11 protein-coding genes are annotated in these 16,600 nt (G+C 64.5%); 6 read left to right on the forward strand and 5 right to left on the reverse strand.

Annotated elements, in window-relative coordinates; all coding sequences use genetic code 11:
* Both aroC and IRI77_RS36990 read right to left on the reverse strand, forming a co-directional pair.
* Positions 1-1,173, reverse strand: a complete 1,173-nt coding sequence (gene aroC, locus IRI77_RS36985) for a chorismate synthase (RefSeq protein WP_194449933.1) — start codon at positions 1,171-1,173, stop codon at positions 1-3.
* 318 nt (positions 1,174-1,491) lie between these two features.
* A complete protein-coding gene (locus tag IRI77_RS36990; RefSeq protein WP_194449934.1) occupies positions 1,492-2,199 on the reverse strand; it encodes a hypothetical protein in 708 nt (235 codons plus the stop codon).
* A 260-nt stretch (positions 2,200-2,459) separates the two neighbouring features.
* On the opposite strand from IRI77_RS36990, the gene IRI77_RS36995 reads away from it, so the two are divergent.
* The 3 genes from IRI77_RS36995 to IRI77_RS37005 all read left to right on the forward strand — a co-directional run bounded on the left by IRI77_RS36995 (position 2,460) and on the right by IRI77_RS37005 (position 10,428).
* Positions 2,460-6,935 carry an Ig domain-containing protein gene (locus tag IRI77_RS36995; RefSeq protein ID WP_194449935.1) on the forward strand — a complete coding sequence of 1,492 codons (4,476 nt, stop codon included), beginning with the start codon at positions 2,460-2,462 and terminating at the stop codon, positions 6,933-6,935.
* Positions 6,936-7,381: 446 nt separating this feature from the next.
* Positions 7,382-7,720, forward strand: coding sequence for a PadR family transcriptional regulator (locus tag IRI77_RS37000; protein WP_267239363.1), 339 nt, complete (start codon positions 7,382-7,384; stop codon positions 7,718-7,720).
* Between the two features lie 2 nt (positions 7,721-7,722).
* Positions 7,723-10,428 (forward strand): ABC transporter permease, encoded by a 2,706-nt coding sequence (locus tag IRI77_RS37005; RefSeq protein WP_194449937.1) that lies wholly within the window; start codon positions 7,723-7,725, stop codon positions 10,426-10,428.
* A gap of 72 nt (positions 10,429-10,500) precedes the next feature.
* Here the strand turns inward: IRI77_RS37005 and IRI77_RS37010 are convergent, their stop codons facing one another.
* Together IRI77_RS37010 and IRI77_RS37015 are read right to left on the reverse strand one after the other, a co-directional pair.
* Positions 10,501-11,076 carry a cupin domain-containing protein gene (locus tag IRI77_RS37010; protein WP_194449938.1) on the reverse strand — a complete coding sequence of 192 codons (576 nt, stop codon included), beginning with the start codon at positions 11,074-11,076 and terminating at the stop codon, positions 10,501-10,503.
* Between the two features lie 343 nt (positions 11,077-11,419).
* Positions 11,420-11,998: a hypothetical protein gene (locus tag IRI77_RS37015; RefSeq protein WP_194449939.1), complete on the reverse strand. Its 579-nt coding sequence runs from the start codon at positions 11,996-11,998 to the stop codon at positions 11,420-11,422.
* 214 nt (positions 11,999-12,212) lie between these two features.
* Here IRI77_RS37015 and IRI77_RS37020 point away from each other — a divergent pair, with 214 nt between their 5' ends.
* From IRI77_RS37020 to IRI77_RS37030, 3 genes are all read left to right on the forward strand, one after another.
* Positions 12,213-12,569 carry a type II toxin-antitoxin system RelE/ParE family toxin gene (locus tag IRI77_RS37020; RefSeq protein ID WP_194449940.1) on the forward strand — a complete coding sequence of 119 codons (357 nt, stop codon included), beginning with the start codon at positions 12,213-12,215 and terminating at the stop codon, positions 12,567-12,569.
* A gap of 68 nt (positions 12,570-12,637) precedes the next feature.
* Positions 12,638-12,898: a helix-turn-helix transcriptional regulator gene (locus tag IRI77_RS38815; RefSeq protein ID WP_407674024.1), complete on the forward strand. Its 261-nt coding sequence runs from the start codon at positions 12,638-12,640 to the stop codon at positions 12,896-12,898.
* Positions 12,899-13,609: 711 nt separating this feature from the next.
* The gene (locus IRI77_RS37030; RefSeq protein ID WP_194449941.1) at positions 13,610-15,088 is read left to right on the forward strand and encodes a hypothetical protein; all 1,479 of its coding nucleotides are present in this window, start codon (positions 13,610-13,612) and stop codon (positions 15,086-15,088) included.
* Between the two features lie 100 nt (positions 15,089-15,188).
* On the opposite strand, the gene IRI77_RS37035 is transcribed toward IRI77_RS37030, so the two are convergent.
* Positions 15,189-16,583: an enolase C-terminal domain-like protein gene (locus IRI77_RS37035; RefSeq protein WP_194449942.1), complete on the reverse strand. Its 1,395-nt coding sequence runs from the start codon at positions 16,581-16,583 to the stop codon at positions 15,189-15,191.
* Between the last annotated feature and the right edge of the window lie 17 nt (positions 16,584-16,600).

Here is a 16,600-nt window from a genome sequence, read left to right on the forward strand (position 1 = left end):
TCAAAACTCCCTGACTTGTTGGATGTAGCCGTCATAGTTTCGACGCGACTCCTTCAGGGAATCGCCGCCAAATTTTTCAAGAAACGCCTGGGCCAGGACGATGGCGACCATGGCTTCGCCGATGACGCCCGCGGCGGGGACGACGCAGACATCGCTGCGCTCGTAGGCCGCGGCCGCCGGATCCTTTGTCGTCATGTCCACTGATTCCAAAGGCCTGCGGAGGGTGGAGATGGGCTTGAGCAGTCCGCGGACGACCAGATCCTGGCCGTTCGTGATGCCGCCTTCGAGCCCGCCGGCCTTGTTCGCGCCGCGGTGGAAGCGCCGCTCCGCCTTGTCGTAGTGGATGGTGTCCTGGACCTTTGAGCCGAAGACGGTGGCGGCTTCCTCGGCCTCGCCGATTTCGACGCCCTTCACGGCCTGGATCGACAGGATCGCCTGTGCCAGGCGGCCATCGAGACGGGTGTCCCAGGTGATGTGCGAGCCGAGCCCAATGGGCAGGTTGTGGGCGCGAACCTCGAACACGCCGCCGACGGTATCGCCAGTGCGATAGGCCTCGTCTACAACGGCTTTCATGCGGGTCTCGGCTTCGGGATCGACGCAGCCCAGCAGGACTTCTTCCTTCTGAGAGAGGGTAACGAGCTCATCCCAGTCGACCAGGCGTTCCAGTTGGGCGGTGCCGACCTGGATGACGTGGCTGAGCACCTGGACGCCGAACTGTGCGAGGTACTGCTTGGCGAGGGCCCCGACGGCGACGCGGGCAGTGGTTTCGCGGGCGGAGGCGCGTTCGAGGATATAGCGGGCGTCGGTGAAGCTGTACTTGATCGCGCCGGCGAGATCGGCATGGCCGGGCCGGGGGCGGGTGAGTGGCTTCTTCTTTTCTTCGCTATTCTCGGCCGATTCGACGGGCAGGACCTCGGTCCAGTTCTGCCAATCGCGGTTCCTGATAATGATGGCGATGGGCGAACCGATGGTCTGGGAGTGGCGCACTCCGGTCACGAGTTCGGCGGTATCGGTCTCGATTTTCATGCGTCCGCCACGGCCGAAGCCCTGCTGGCGGCGCCAAAGTTCATGATTCACCTGGGCGACGGAGATAGGGACACCGGCGGGCAGACCGGTCAAAGTCGCCACCAGACACTCCCCGTGCGACTCGCCGGCGGTCTCAAAGCGTAGCATGTGGTTGAATTTCTTATGGTATCCAACCCGTCCGTGTTCCATCAAGCACGGTATAGATTCAGGCGGTGGCCGTGGAGGCCTTTGGCTTCGTTTCGGCGCCGCGCTGGATGGGGCGCAGGATGGGTCTTCCGGTTGTTTTGAAGGGAGAAGGGGGCCGGCCGGGGGGCCAGCCGCGGACGCGGGCGTCCGCCCTCCCAACGGATTGCCTGGACATTGAAGTTTTCAAAGAGCTCGGCCGGAGCGGACTCCGGCTGTGGGGCGCGACCGGCAGCGGAATTGCCCGGCGGCTTCGTTTCGTCAAAGTGTGGCGACGCAGGTTCAACGCTTGGTTACGTTGTAGAACATGCGGGGCAGACCGTCCGCGCCGGCCGGGTTGGCTTCGTTTCGTGGAACCCGGATCGGCTGGAGGTCGGCGAGGGGGTCCTGGTTGTCGGAGTGGTCCGTATCGATGCCGGTGGTGAGGTGTTCGAGCGCACGCCGGGGGCGGCCAAACCCTTCATAGAAGAAGAGTTCATCGGTGTTGCTGGTCAGGCGGGTGACTTCAGCCAAGGGGACGTTTTCGCGGACGCCTTTGACGACATCGGGGTGCTGTTGGGCGAGGGCGGCGCGCTCGGTTTGGAGTTTGCTGAGCTCCTTGATCGCTCGATAGAGGCCGCGTTCGAGGTCGCGGCGGTAGCGAGCGAAACGGTCGAGCTGGCCGCCATGGGTGTCTGTTTCGGCCAATGGGTCCGTTTCGGCAAGGATCAGGCACTCGAACGATTCGATGCGGCGGAGATTCCAGGTATGCGTGAGGATGCGGTGAAAGATCTCTTCCTCGAGGCAGTTCGCGGGCCGGGTGTCGAGGCGCAGGGCGGCCTCGAGGGCTGTGAACGAGGCGCGGTCTTCGGGCGTGATGATGAGGTGCTGGGCGGTGAAGCCGTGGCTGCGGGCGTTCTGGGATGAGCGGGCCTTACCTTCGAGGGTGACGGGTCCGGTGGACTTCCTGGCGTTGGCCTGGTTGGCGTTGATCTGAGCTGCGGTAGCCATGATGAGGATCTCCTTGTAAATGAAAATGGCCGGCTTCGGTGCCGGCGCGATTCCAGGGTAAGGGGGGCGTCAAGGGAAAAGGGCTGATTTTGAGAGGGGCGTGTTGAAACTAAACGGAAAAAAGAGTTTCGGATGCGGTGATGAAATATCCTCAATGTTGGAATTGGGGGGGCTGGGCGCGCGGCCAGTTGCCCGGCGTCCTTCCGGCTTCCGTCAGATTCCCTTCATGCTCCCGTGATTCGTACCGATGAGGGGGCTGAATGCGACTCGCAGCCCTCTTCGTGCTTTTGACCGCCCTTGTTCAAGCGGCTGGTCCGGGTGTTTGGGTGGATGGCCCGACAATGACGGTTTACTACACTCCATCGACTAATCTCGGGGTGCTCTACATCCCTACGACTGTCGCCTACGTTCCGAGCGATTCGGTGGAGATTGTATCGGGCACGCCTCCGCCCGGCGTGAGTTGGGCTGGCTCTGGGTCGTGCCCCTCTGGTGTCCTGTGTTCCGCCTACACCGGGGGGCCGAGTGCGGGCGCCACCGGCGTCTACACACAGGTGTTGCGGGCTCATGTGGGAGCGAACACGGCAGACTTGACGGTGGAGTTCCGGCCGAATTTCTCGATTTCGGGTACGGCGGCCGCCGGTGTGGTGGGGGCGAGTTACGAGAGTGATTTTTCCCTGGCGGGCGGGGTGGCGCCTTTGGCGTGGGACGCGCCCACGGGGACAGTCCCTCCGGGGCTGAGTTTTGACGTGAATACGGGGCGGCTTTCGGGTACGCCCACGGCGGCGGGCGGCTACACCTTCACCCTGGCGGCGCACGATTCGAGCTCCGCCCCGAGCACGAAGAGCGTGACGATGAACATCTATGCGGCGCTAGCGGTTTCGACGGCCAATCTGGCGGCGACGACTGTCTCGCGCCCCTACTCGCAAACCCTGTCGTCCACGGGCGGCACGACACCGAAGAGCTGGTCGATCGAGAGCGGAGCCTTGCCGGGTGGAATCGTATTGGGTACGGCGACGGGCGTGCTGTCGGGCGCGGCCACCACGCCTGGGGCATACAGCTTCACGGTGCGGGTGGCGTGTTGCGGGACCGCCGCGGCGACCGCCGCATTGAGCATAGTGGTGAACCCGGCGCCGTCGATCCAGACGTCGACGCTACCGGGTGGCGTGGCGGGCGTGGCCTATTCGCAGCAATTGTCCGGCAGCGGCGGCACCGGGACTCTCACCTGGTCGCTGGCCGCCGGGACGCTGCCGGCCGGATTGGGGCTTTCCGCCGCGGGCCTGATTTCGGGCACTCCGCTGACGATGGGGCCGGCGTCCTTCACCGCACAGGTAACGGATTCAGTGGGAGCCACGGCGACGGCCGTGCTCGCGATAGCCGTCATCGATCCGCCGGAGATCACGCCGCCCACGCTGACGGCACTCACGGTGGGGCAGACGGTTCAGTCCGGGGTGACGGCGACGAAGGGCACCGCGCCGTACACCTGGGATCTGGCGGGCGGCGCCCTACCCTCGGGTGTGGCGCTAAACCCGTCGACCGGGGTGTTGGGGGGCCAGCCTACGCAGCCGGGCCTATTCTCCTTCACCTTGCGGGTAACGGACGCGCAGAGCCAGCAGGGGACGCTGGTGCAATCGTGGCGGGTGAATGCGGCGCCCACGATTCTGGCTACGTCGATTCCGGCGGCGACGATCACGATGCCGCTGACGGCGACGGTGCTTTCCGCGACAGGCGGAACCGGTAGCCTGGCCTGGTCGGCCACGGGTCTGCCCGTCGGGCTGGTTTTGACCGCCCAGGGGGCGCTGAGCGGGGTGCCCGCGGGGCTGGGCGTAAGTGAAGTCGTTTTCACGGTGAGGGATGACAATCAGGTGCAGGCTTCGCGGACGCTCAGCGTGACGGTGAACCCTCTGCCGATGATCGCGACGAGTTCGCTGCCCCTGGGTGTGCTGCACACGGCTTACCTGCAGGTGTTGGCCACGACGGGCGGCACGGGGGCGCTGACGTACACATTGCCCGGAGGCGCGCTGCCGCCGGGCGTTGGGCTGGCGGCGGATGGGACCTTGAGTGGGACGCCGACGGCGAAGGGCACGTACTCGATCACCGTGAAGGTGGAGGATTCGCTGGGCGGCTGCTCGTCGAGCGCTTTCACGCTGCAGGTGGTGGACTCGCCGGAGATCCTGACGGCGACGGTGCCGGAATGGACCGTGGGGCAGAAAGTGAACCTGACGCTGGCGGCTCAACGGGGGACTGCCCCGTACCGGTGGGCTTTGGTGGGTGGCACGGCTCCGGCCGACGCGCAGCTGGACACCGATTCCGGAGTGCTGTCCGGCACGTTGGCCGCGGCAGGTTCGGGTGCGATGCAGGTGCGGGCGACCGATGGCAACGAACTCAGTGCGACGAGGACCTTGCTATGGAAGGTGAATGCGGCTCCGGCGCTGGAGGTGCCGGCGGCGCCGCAACTGGTGGCCGGGCGGCCGGCCGGGCCCTGGCAACTGAATTTTCAGGGCGGGACAGGTACGCTCTCAGGCTATGCCGAGGGTCTACCTTCCGGGCTGCGGCTGGACGCACACAGTGGCGTGATTACCGGCACGCCCCTGGCCGCCGGCCAGTATGAAGTCCAGTTCACGCTGGTGGACGGCAACTCGATCCAGGCCGGCGCCAGCGCCAGCCTGCGAGTCTATCCGGGCTTGTCGATCGAGACGGAGGGTTTGAGTCCAGTGACGTCGGGCCGTTACGCGGCGCGGGCGATTGCGGCCCGCGGCGGCACGGCGCCCTTTGTGTGGTCGATCGCCAGCGGCAAGCTGCCGGCGGGGCTGCTGGTGCGGATAGCGGATGGCACGCTGGAAGGGACCGCCACGTCGGCAGAGGTTGCGCAATTCACTTTGCGGGTATTGGACGCCAATGGCGTGGAGGCCTCGAGGAGCTACTCGCTGGCGGTGAACGAAGCGCTTTCGGTGCTGCCGTTGGCGCTGCCGGTGATGCAAGTGGGGCAGACCGTGGCGCGCGCCGTGCAGGCGGCGGGCGGCATGAGTCCGGTGGTGTTCAGCCTGGCTTCGGGACTCTTGCCTCCGGGCGTGACTCTGGCGGCGGACGGCCACCTGAGTGGGACCGTGACGACAACCGGTGTCTTCAGTTTCAGTGTGAAGGCGACCGATGCGAACGGGGCCGAGAGTACGCGGCCATTCAGCCTGGAGGTGACGGTGGCGGAGCGGTTGAAGGCGACACCGTGGGTGCTGAGTTTTGAAGGGTATGCGGGCGGCGCGGCGCCGGCTCCGCAGCAGGTGGCCCTTTCGACCGCGCCGGCCGGCCAGACGGTGCAGATCAGCAGCGACTCGGCGTGGCTGAGTGCTTCGCTGTCGACGGCGGTGACGCCGGCGGTGGTGAACGTCTCTGTGGCGGCGGGCGAGCTGACGCCGGGCGACTATACGGGGGCGGTCCTGCTGCGGCAGGGCTCCGAGGCCCGCAACGTGGCGGTGACCCTGCACTACGCCGCAGCGCCGGGCGTACAACTGACCGCCTCGCCCGAGAAGATGGTGGTCGCGGCCGGGACGGGCGCCGGTGCGGTGGAGCGGTTGTTGCTGCTGAGGACGACGTCGGGGGCCGAGCCTTGGACGGTGAGTACCGACGATGCATGGTTGAGTGTGGATCGCGCTACGGACTCGTTCGACGGCTCGTTGGAGAGCGTGGTGCGGGTGAGCCTGCGCCGCGGCAATCTGCGGGCGGGCGCCTATGCGGGCAAGCTGGTCTTCCGGCAGGGGCCGGCGATGGCGGAAGTGACGGTGCGGATGGAGTTGGACGAGCAGTCCGACTTCGAACTCTCGCAGAGTGGACTCAGTTTGCGAGCGGCTCCGGGCGGGACCTCGGCGGCGGTACCGCTCCGGATCCTGAATCACGGTGCGGGAGCCCTGGATTGGCAGGCGCAGGCGTCAGCGCCCTGGATCGTGCTGGAGCCGGCCAGTGGAAGCGCGCAGGCGAGTTCCACCGTGCAGGTGAAGGCGGAAGCGGCGAACCTGGCAGCCGGCCACTATGCGGGTATGGTGACGGTGACCCCATCGTCCGGCGGAGTGGCGCGCGCGGCGGAGGTCCAGTTGTGGGTGAGCCCGGAGGCCCTGGGGCCGCAGGTGCAGCCTGCAGGGTTGTCGTTCCAGGGTGCGGCTGCCGCGGCGCGGACACTGGTACTGAGCAATCCGAGCAGGGTCGAGATGGGCTACACGGCATCGATCGCGCCGGTGGAGGCGCAAGGCTGGCTCACGTTGGGCGTGGTGTCGGGCAGGGTGCCGGCGGAGGGTTCCCTCGAGCTGACGGTGCATGCCGTGCCGGGTCCGGCGGGCGAAGGGACGCACCGGGCGCAGATCGCCTTGGAGTTCTCCGACGGGACTGTATCCGTGGTGGACGTGCTACTGGTGGTACCGACGACCGGTTGCGCAGCCACCAGCCTGCGAGCGAGTTGGGTGCGGTTTGGCGACCACTTCTCCGTCGCGGCGGGCGTGCCTGCCGAGTTGGAGATGCTGGTGACCGACAACTGCGGGCAGCCGGTCTCGACCGGTTTGGGCCTGGTGAGCTTCTCTACCCCCGGCGAGCCGGCGCTGGCGCTGATCCCGGGTCCGCATGGGCTTTGGACGGCGACCTGGATTCCCGGCTCGGCGGTGGGTAGTTTGACGGTCACTGTCAGGTTGCATGGCAGCGCCGGCCAGACGGGAGGGCTGTCGGCCACGGGGGTGGTGACGGCTCCGCTGGAGTAAGGCTGGAAGGGGGGGCGCGGCGCTGCCCGTCGGGGTGGCGCCGCCTAGCTCCAGGCCAGTGCTGTGAACCAGAGGGGAACGCAGGCGATTCCGGGGAGCCTGCCGGTTGCGGCGGAGAATGAAGCGCTGCGGGCCTGCTGATTCCAGCATTCCGGGAGCCGGGTCCGAAGCAGGTCCGGAGAGCGAGAGACGGGGGCCGTCCGGCCCACTGGGGATTCCTGCATAGGCGCTGACACGATAGGCAGCAAAAGCGCAACGCATCCGGCCCTCCGGGCGGAGGAACTTGCGAGTGCCTGCCTTCGGGGGGAACGCACCAAGTGACGCCGCGCCGAACGTTTGTCTGCGATTACAGCCCGCTTCGGCTCGACACAGGTTCGGATGTGAGGAGTCCGTATTGACTTTGATCCTATTCGGGGTTATATCTAGTCCAGAAAGGTATTCTCTACTTGGGCGAACTCTCCTCGAATCCGGATCTCCTACCTGGCACCTTATACATGATGATTCTCAGGACCCTTAACCAGGGGCCGCTGCACGGCTACGGCATAGCCAAGCGTATTCACGAATGGTCGAATGGGGATCTCGCCATTGAAGACGGCTCCCTGTATCCCGCGTTGAACCGGATGTTGCACAAGGGGTGGCTGGACGCAGATTGGGGTGTCACGGAGACCAACCGGAAGGCCCGTTTCTACCGGTTGACGGTGGAGGGGAAGAAGCAACTGGAAGCCGAATCGAGCGCTTTCAACAAGATGGTGAACGCGATTCAGTTGGTCATGCGGACGTCGTAATCATGTTCTGGCGAGATTTTCTGCGGCGCGATCAAGTCGATCAGGAATGGCGCGAGGAGATGGAATCGCATCTCCAGATGGTGACGGATGCCCTACTGGAGCAGGGCCTGACGCCGGAGGAGGCGCGCAGCGCGGCGTTGAAGCAAGTGGGCAATCTGACGGCCCGGCGAGAGGAGATCTACCGGATGAACGGCTTTCAGTGGCTGGATTCCATCAGCGGCGATGTGCGCTATGCCGTGCGCGGGCTGAGAAATCACCCGTCGTTTACCGTGGTGGCCGTCCTGACGCTGGCCTTGGGCATCGGAGCGAATACGGCGATCTTCAGCGTTATCAATAGTGTCCTGCTCAAACCGCTGGCGTATCCCCATTCCGAGGCCCTGGTGGACCTGGCTTTGGCCGCTCCGGGTGCGGGCGGCATTGTCAGCAGCCGCGGCAGCCTGGGCCTTTCGACGTCGATGTATTTCACTTTCGCCGAGCAGAATCGTTCGTTTGAAGCCATGGGTGTGTGGATTCCCCGGCCTGTGACGGTGACCGGACTGGCCGAGCCGGAGCAGGTGATCGCCAGCCTGGTCAGCGATGGAATGCTGCAGGCGCTGGGGGTGGAGCCGGAGATCGGGCGCCCGCTGGGGGCCGCGGATCAGGTGCCCGGGTCGAATGAGGTGGCGCTGCTGAGCCATGGCTACTGGCAACGGCGATTTGGCGGAGACCGGTCAGTGATTGGGCGGAAGATCGTGGTGGACGCGCGTCCGCGCGAGATTGCCGGAGTCCTGCCGGCCGGTTTTCGCATTGCGGACACGCAGACCGACCTGGTGCTGCCCCTGCGGCTGGAGCGCAGCGGTGCGACATTGGCCGGGTTCGGTCTGTACTCCCTCGCCCGGCTGAAGCCCGGCGTGACAATGGAGCAGGCAAACGCGGACATTGGGCGGCTGATCCCGGTCTGGATGCGTTCCTGGCCCTCGATCGACAACGAGAAGCCGGGCGACGCGTTGGCGGAGTCGGTTTATCGAGCCTGGCGGATTACCCCGAACATCCGGCCCTTGCGCGAGAGCGTGGTGGGCAATGTGCGCGGTGTGCTGTGGGTGGTGATGGGCACGCTCGGCCTGGTGATGCTGATCGCCTGCGCGAATGTCGCCAACCTTCTGTTGGTGCGGATGGAGGCACGGCAACAGGAGCTTGCGGTGCGGGCGGCCCTGGGCGCGGGGTGGGGCCGGATTGTCCGGCAGTTGCTGATTGAGAGCCTGGTGTTGTGCGGTGTGGGTGGGGCGCTGGGGCTCGGAATTGCGTCGATGGCCTTGGAGCTGCTGGTGCGGCATGGTCCCTCGAACCTGCCGCGGTTGAGTGAGGTGGGGCTCGATGCGCGCGCAATGGCATTCACCGCGACGGTGGCGGTTGTGTCTGGATTGATCTTCGGGCTGATCCCGGCATTGCGCTATGCGGGTCCGCGGGTTGCCTACGGCCTGCGGGACGGCGGCCGGACGATGAGCCACGGCCGGAATCGCTATCGAGTCAGGAACACGCTGGTGGTGGTGCAGGTATCGCTTGCATTGGTATTGCTGATCTCTTCGGGTCTGATGATCCGGACGTTCCAGGCGATGCGGCGGGTGGATTTGGGCTTCACGCGGCCAGATGGTGTGCAAACCTTCCGGGTGTATGTCCCGCGCGAGCTGGTCCCGGCGGAGGAGGAAGCAACGCGGCTGGAACAGGCAATAGCCGAGAAGGTGGCGGCGATACCGGGCGTAACTTCCGTCGGCTTTGCGAGCGCGCTGCCGCTGGATGGTGCGCCTCCGAACTGGAACGGGGTTTTGAAGCAGGGCCAGAGCTACGCGCAGGGCAGCAGTCCGCCGATGCGTCTGTTTCTGAACGTGTCGCCGGGTTTTTTCCGGTCGCTGGGCACGCGGCTGAAGGCGGGGCGCGACTTCACGTGGGCCGACATTTACGGGGCCCGTCAGGTTGTGCTGGTTTCCGAAGGGTTGGCGCGAGAGATGTGGGGTTCGGTGGAAGGGGCGATCGGGCAACGTGTGCGCTCGACCGATATCCGGCCATGGCGAGAGGTGATTGGGGTGGTGGAGGACGTGCGCCATCGAGGAGTGCAGGAGCCGGCCCCGACGGTGGTTTACTGGCCGATATTTGGGGAGCTTGCCTATGCTCCGATCACGGCCGCGACCAGATCTGCGAGCTTCTCAGTCCGGACGGAGCGTGCCGGCACGGGCGCCCTGTTGAATGACATCCGTCAGGTTGTGTCGTCGGTGAACGCGGCGCTGGCGGTGGCGAATCCGGAGACGATGCGGGAGACGGTCGATCTATCGATGGCGCGCACCTCGTTCACCCTGGTGATGCTGGGGATCGCGGGGGCGATGGCGCTGCTGCTGGGGCTGATCGGGATCTATGGTGTGATCGCCTACGCCGTCTCGCAGAGGAATCGCGAGATCGGGATCCGGCTGGCGCTGGGGGCGCAGGCGCGCGATGTGCGGCGGATGTTCGTGAGCCAGGGCGTGGGGCTGTGCGGGATCGGGATTGCGATTGGGCTGGTGGCCGCGGCGGCATTGACCCGGGTGATGAAGTCGTTGTTGTTTGGGGTGGCGCCGGTGGATCCGGTGACGTTTGCGGCGATGCCGGCTGCGCTATTGCTGGCGGCCTTGGCGGCTTGCTATGTGCCGGCGAGGAGAGCATCGCGCGTGGATCCGGTGGAGTGTATCCGGGCGGAGTAGGAGGGTGAAGGTCAGGAAGAGGCCGGTCCGAAGTCTTCGCTGCCAAGCGGCGCTCGCGAAGAGGGTATTGCTCTATTGGGGCCCGAGACAAAGCCCCTTGGATTTCCAATGCGCGACCACGGTGGTCGCCGGCTTGGCCGACGAATGGAGTACCAGAATGAGGCCCCGGCGGGTTTCAGATCCTGTGGCCGACAGTTCCATCGGGACTCCTTCCGGAATGATGAGGTCCGTGCCTTTCCGTCCGACCTGCTTGCCGTCCGGAGTTTCCAGGCAGGATTCTCCCGTCTCGGTATAGAAGGCTTCCGGGCCGGAATGAACGTGTGTACGGCTCACCGAACCAGGCTCGAGAATGCCTTCCATGAACTGTGCGGTGTAAACCTCATCCGATTTGACCGGCAAGGGCCCGATTTGCGTGACCCTGCCGCCTTGCGACGGGGGTGCCGGTTTTTCTCCCACGGTGAACAGCCAGATCTTGCCGAGCGCCTCGACCACAGCGGCATGGTTCGTGCCCGCCTTGGCGACGCTCTCTCGCGTTGGATAGACATCGAGAGTCCAGAACACTTCGGCGGGCAGCTTGCCTAGAGCCTTGTCCGCGACGATCCAGCAGCCTTCGGTTTGCGTTCGTTCCGCGGCCGGTTTGCAGCTCACGAGTTTCTGTTGGGTGGCTGAAATTCCGGCTCCCACGCAGACGGTGAGTTGAAGGATTAGGGCACAATTCAGCCAGGTGCACCCAAACGAACGTCGATTCCGTTGCGGCATGTTCATCACCTCGTCTGGGTCGAATCAAAAATGGCCGTCCATTTGAGTGTAAATGACGGGCCGCCCGCTCCGAACGCTTTGGCCGAAAGCGCGGGTTTCCCCTGCAGCACTCAGCGCGCCTCATGCCCGGTGAGGGCTGTCAGTGAATCGGCAGAGCGGTCCGCGGATCGGCAGAGAAGGCTGCGCAGCCCAAGCCGGTGAGACAGACCGGCGATTTGAGGCGCAGGAATGCTCACTTCTTCTTGAGAATGCTGACCAACTCAGCGCCGCCGAACGATGTCTTGGCCACCGTCATGCCCACCAGGGCAAACCCCGCGTCGCCCGCCTCGCGCAGTTCCTTTTGCATGGTCGACGTCTTCGAGGTCGACAACAACCGGTACTGGATTCTGCCCGACTCTCCCGACTGGATGCGTTCCATGATGACGACAACTTCCCTGCCTGCCAATCCGGTTTCGAAGACGGTCTGATCTTTGTACTCGAAACCTTCGTCTCCGAGTGCCTGCATCTCCTTCTGCATCGTCGAGGTCTTGCTGGTCGCCAGCAGCCTGTAAAGGCGTTTTGGGGATGGGGTGGCTTTGTCATCCTTGGCCATCACGACCACGACCTCCTTGCCGCCGACCGCGGTTTCGCCACCCATCGAGCTCGAAAAGGAATACCCGGCCTCAGCCGCCTGATTCATCTCCTTTTCCATGGTCGATGTTTTGGTGGTGGAGAGAACCCGGTAGTCAAACTTGACCTCGTCCGCTGCCCAGGCAGATGGCGCGATGACGAACAGGCAGGCATAAATACAGTTTGTGAAGGGGTGGAGCATGGTTTCCTAACGAGACCTGACCATAGCATAGGCGGGTTGGGCGAGCAACGAAATGGAAGGGAAGACAGGGTGGGCTGACGGTCTCCTGTTGCCGTGTTTTGACGAGAAGTGAGCCTTCCGGGGCAGGCTCGATGTGGAGCAGGCTCGGTCCGAGTGGATGTGCGAACAGGTCCCACCGTCATGATGAGATATGTCATATTGGGCATATTGAGCCGTGCGGCAACAACCTGACACGCCGATTGTGTGGCTGAAGCGAGAGGTGAAGACTCCGCCTTTCAGCCGGACGGCGCGGTTGGAGGCCGGGCTGTTGCTTCGCAGCCTTCAGCAGGGCGACGTCCTGGGACTGCCGCCGTCAAGGCCGATGCCCGCCATCGGCGTTCACTGTCATGCGTTGCGGATTCCGGATCGTGAACAATCGTGGCGAATTGTCTACCATGTCGCGGAAGATGCGATCGCGATTCTGGAGGTCTTCAGCAAGAAGACACAATCGACTCCACCGCGGGTGATCGAAGTGTGCACAAAGCGTTCGGCTGCCTTCCTGAAAGCGGCGGCTATGAGGGAGAGGCCATGAACACCGAATAGAAGCGGCGTCTTGGGAGTTCCCGCTGGACGGTCGGCGATGCGGCCGATTTCCTGGAATTGAGCACGGAGGAGGCCCAGTTCATCGAGATGAAGTTGGCCCTCGCCGCCGGAGTGAAGGAAGTGAGAGAGAAGCGGGGGCTCACACAAACGGCGCTGGCCCATTTGCCAGGGTCGAGCCAGTCGCGAATAGCGAAGATGGAGGCTGGGGATCGCTCGGTTTCTCTGGATCTACTGGTGCGGTCTCTGTTGAGTATCGGCGCGAGTTCGGCGGAGATTGCAAAGTGGATTAGGAGAGCGGAAACGAGGCGGGCGGCGTAGCAACCCCCGGACGTAGTCTCGCGGTTTCGTTCACGCCACCACGCACATTGGTTTTGAGCTGATTCATCGTGGATACCGAACTGAGAAAGACAATTCCCGCTGAGGCTCTCGCGGCAATGAGTGGCCTGATTTCCGAGGTCCTGCCCGAGTGCGGAATTTGCGGGTGCCCGGTCCGCGGACACCTTTTCAAGCATGTAGCTCGCACGCCAGTCACGGAAGCGAATCTTGAGCGCTGGAAGGGACTCCTCCAGGCAGTCAGGTCTGGTGACTGGGCGGCGCTACGTCATTTCCAGGAGTGGGATGGCCTATCCAGCAGCATGGATGTTGTTGGGTTGCAGTGTGATGACGGACGATGCAGCCTCGCGGTTTTACTCTGTCCATTTGGGCTGGGCGAGCCCTACGTACTTCTCCTGCAAACACTGGCACCGTGTGACGCTGCCCCATTCTCGGATGGCTTCTGGGGCGAAGTTGAGTGAGCTGGCTCCCGTATGGGAGCGAGGGGCCCCTCGCTCTTGTACTGAGCCGGGGTGCGCCAGCCCCTTCGGGAGGAGGCAGGGTGGATCGCGCTTAGCCCGTCGCTTACGCTCGGGGACTGGGCTGGGGGCTTCGGCGACGTCCACAGCCCGCTTCCACACCATTTCTCCCTCCCTGCGTCTATCCCAGCGGGCGCCCATTGAGACTTGGGCCCCTGTCATAATAAGAATCAACCCATTGACTAACACCGCTGCCATCTCCAAACTCATCCTCCAGGCCCGCCGCCGCACCGTGTGGCAGATCCTGCTTGAGCACTTCGGATGGGGGCTGGTGGTGGGCCTCGGCGCGCTGCTTGTCCTGTTGCTGGTGGGTACCCAGATCCTGAACTGGTATTGGCCTCTGATCCTGGTCTGCCTGACCGTCGCCATCGGTTGGTGGCGCAGCCGGAACAAGCTGCCCGGTGAGTATGAGGTTGCCTGCAATGTGGACCGCGAGTTGGGTTTGCGGGATTTGATTTCCACTGCCCATCACTTCGCGGCTCCGGGCAAAGCCCAGTCTGAGTTTGTTGAGGCAGTGCAGGCGGAGGCAGAGTCTACCGCCGCCGGGGTCGATCCGAGCATGGCTGTGCCGATCCGCGCTCCTCGCAATACCTGGCCGGTGGCCGCGCTGCTGCTGGCTTCGCTGGCCATGTTTTTTGTGCGCTATGGGGTACTGCATACCTTTGATCTGCGGGCTCCGATCGCGGAGGTGCGGTTCGATACGCTGACCGGGGTGCCCGCTCCGGTGAAGAGCGCTCCCAAGGAATTCGCCCAGAAGGGGATGCCGGCGGAGCCGTTCTCCCTCACGCTGCCCGAGAGCGAGCGCGTGGAAGTGATGGAACGGGACAACATGACGCAGGAGTCGCTGCGTTCCGTGGATGTGAAGGATCCGGACAAAGCCACCTCGCAGGGCCAGAAGGGCGACAAGCAGTCGGCCGGGCAGAACAACGAGGACCAGAATTCGGAGGAGGGCGAGAACGCCAGCGGCGATAAGAATCAGTCGCCGTCCGGCGCGCAGGACTCGCGGAAGCCCGGGGATCCCAATGCCGCCCAGCCGAAGCAGGGCGACCAGCAGAAGAAGGATTCAAGCCTGATGGACAAGATGCGCGACGCGATGGCGAACCTGATGGACAAGCTCAAGATGGAGAACAAGGGCGACAACCAGCAGAGCGCGTCGAACAAAGGGAACCAGAAGTCGCAGGGTCAGCAGAAGGGCGAGAAGGGCCAGCCGCAGCAGGGCAAGTCGAACCAGCCGGGTGAGCCGGATGCTTCGCAGCCGGGGGAGCAGCCTGGGGATGCCGACAATGCGCAGCAGGCGAAGTCGAACCAGGCGGGCAGCAACCAGGACGTTCCGAACAACCAGGAAAAGAGCGGCATCGGCAAGCAGGACGGCAAGAAGGATACGGAGCTGGCGGAGCAGAAAGACGCCATGGGCAAGCTCAGCGAACTGCTGGGGAAGCGGGCGTTGAACCTGCAGGGCGAGGTGATGGTGGAAGTCACCAATTCGAAGAACCAGCAGTTGAAGACGCCGTATGTGAACCGGTCAGCGAACCATGCCGAGGCCGGCGGCGATATCAGCCGGGACGAAGTGCCGCTGCATCTGCAGGACTTCGTGCAGCGGTATTACGAGAAGGTTCGGAAGCCGGGGCAGCCAGCTCCGGCGGCGGCTAAGCAGTAGGCCCTGTTTTTCCCGCAAGAGGGCCGACCAGGGGGGCGGCTGCGGACGAGGGCGCCCGCCCTTCCCAACGGACTGACGGGCGGCTTCGTAGACCGGGCGGCTAGCTTACGGCTCCCAGTCCGGCGCCGGTCAGGGTGCCCGTTTTTACGTAGCCATCCTTCACCACGAAGATGCCCGGGAATTTGCTCTCCCAGGCCTTATTGGCTACCGGGACATACTGCCTCGCGTTGGCTTCGATGGCCGCGACTCCGGGGACATGGGCCGCCAGGCCGGCGGAGTGGATGAGCGAGGCTCCGGGGCAGGTGAGGTCCTGGACGCACAGGAACATCTTCCACTTCTGCGCCGCCGCGGCCATCAGGAGCGCCTGGGCCTGGCCCTTGCAAGCTTTCAGGGCGGCTCCGGTGTAGCCCATCTCTCGGGCCAGCATGAGGTTTTCCAGGTCCGTGAGGGATTCGTCGATGACCACCGGCCGCAGCTTCGAGGCCTCGTGCATCACGTTGGTGCGGTGGGTCTTCAGGTCGCGCGCGGTGGGCTGCTCCACATACTGGATGCGGGCGAAGCCGGCGGGCGATTTCTCTTCCACCTGGCGGAGCACCGCCATCAGGTAGGCCACGTTGGGGCACTTCTCGTTGAAGTCCAAAGAGTAGAACCACTGCTTCGTGCCGCGCTTGACCATGCTTTCGGTGGCGACCCGGTCGACTTTCAGGATGCGGTCCCGATCCCAGGTTTCGTTGTCGCCGTTCAGTTTGATCTTGATGTGGGTGAGGCCGTTGAAGGCGATCCACTCGGGCAGGGTTTCGGGCAGGCCGTCGCCGATTTTCTTCGTGATGTCCGATTCGACGATGGGGTCGACGGCGCCCACCAGGTGATAGAGCGGCATGCGCGGCTTGGGGTCGGGCAGGACGTACTTCTCGAGGTACTCGCCCTGGAACTCCTTGCCGAGGTAGCGGCCCAGGTCTTCCGAGAGGAATTCGCGGGTGTAACAGTGATAGGTGGAGCGGCCGTTCAGCTTGCCGTAGGCGTCGTGGATGGCGGCGTCGAACGGGCTGCAGGTGACCAGGGCGCAGAGTTTGGGGACCGACGTGCCGGCCGCTTTGAGCCACTCGGGCTCCATGAGGTAGTTCAGCTCGACGGGATGGCCGTACTCCTTGCAGTCCGCTGTGACCTGGCGGGCTTTCACGGCCAGGTCGCGCATGGCGGCGAGGGTCTGGTCGTAGGTGAGGGTCTTGGACGGGAAGCTCCAGACGTTGCCGAGCGGCATGGAGCCGAAGCCCTGGGCCGTTTTGCCGGCGCGGTTGCGTACGGTCACTTTGACGTTGAGCAGGGTGACGCGGTCGACCACGGTGCCGCCGAACTTCAGCGGGGTGCGGTAGATGTAGCTCTCCTCCTCTGTGCTGACGCTCTCCACGCGGATGTCGTTGGGGTTCTGCTTGGCGATCGACGGGGCCGCGAGCAGGGCTGCGACGAAGGAGCGACGGCTGAGAGGAGTGTGCATGGCTGAGTGCTCGTGTA

The sequence above is a fragment of the Paludibaculum fermentans genome (assembly GCF_015277775.1).
Lineage (GTDB): Bacteria > Acidobacteriota > Terriglobia > Bryobacterales > Bryobacteraceae > Paludibaculum > Paludibaculum fermentans.

Excerpts from the sequence above, each read along its gene's own strand:
- aroC (WP_194449933.1), bottom strand. The coding sequence starts at position 1,173 with ATGCTACGCTTTGAGACCGCCGGCGAGTCGCACGGGGAGTGTCTGGTG.
- IRI77_RS36990 (WP_194449934.1), bottom strand. The coding sequence starts at position 2,199 with ATGGCTACCGCAGCTCAGATCAACGCCAACCAGGCCAACGCCAGGAAG.
- IRI77_RS36995 (WP_194449935.1), top strand. The coding sequence starts at position 2,460 with ATGCGACTCGCAGCCCTCTTCGTGCTTTTGACCGCCCTTGTTCAAGCG.
- IRI77_RS37005 (WP_194449937.1), top strand. The coding sequence starts at position 7,723 with ATGTTCTGGCGAGATTTTCTGCGGCGCGATCAAGTCGATCAGGAATGG.
- IRI77_RS37015 (WP_194449939.1), bottom strand. The coding sequence starts at position 11,998 with ATGCTCCACCCCTTCACAAACTGTATTTATGCCTGCCTGTTCGTCATC.
- IRI77_RS37035 (WP_194449942.1), bottom strand. The coding sequence starts at position 16,583 with ATGCACACTCCTCTCAGCCGTCGCTCCTTCGTCGCAGCCCTGCTCGCG.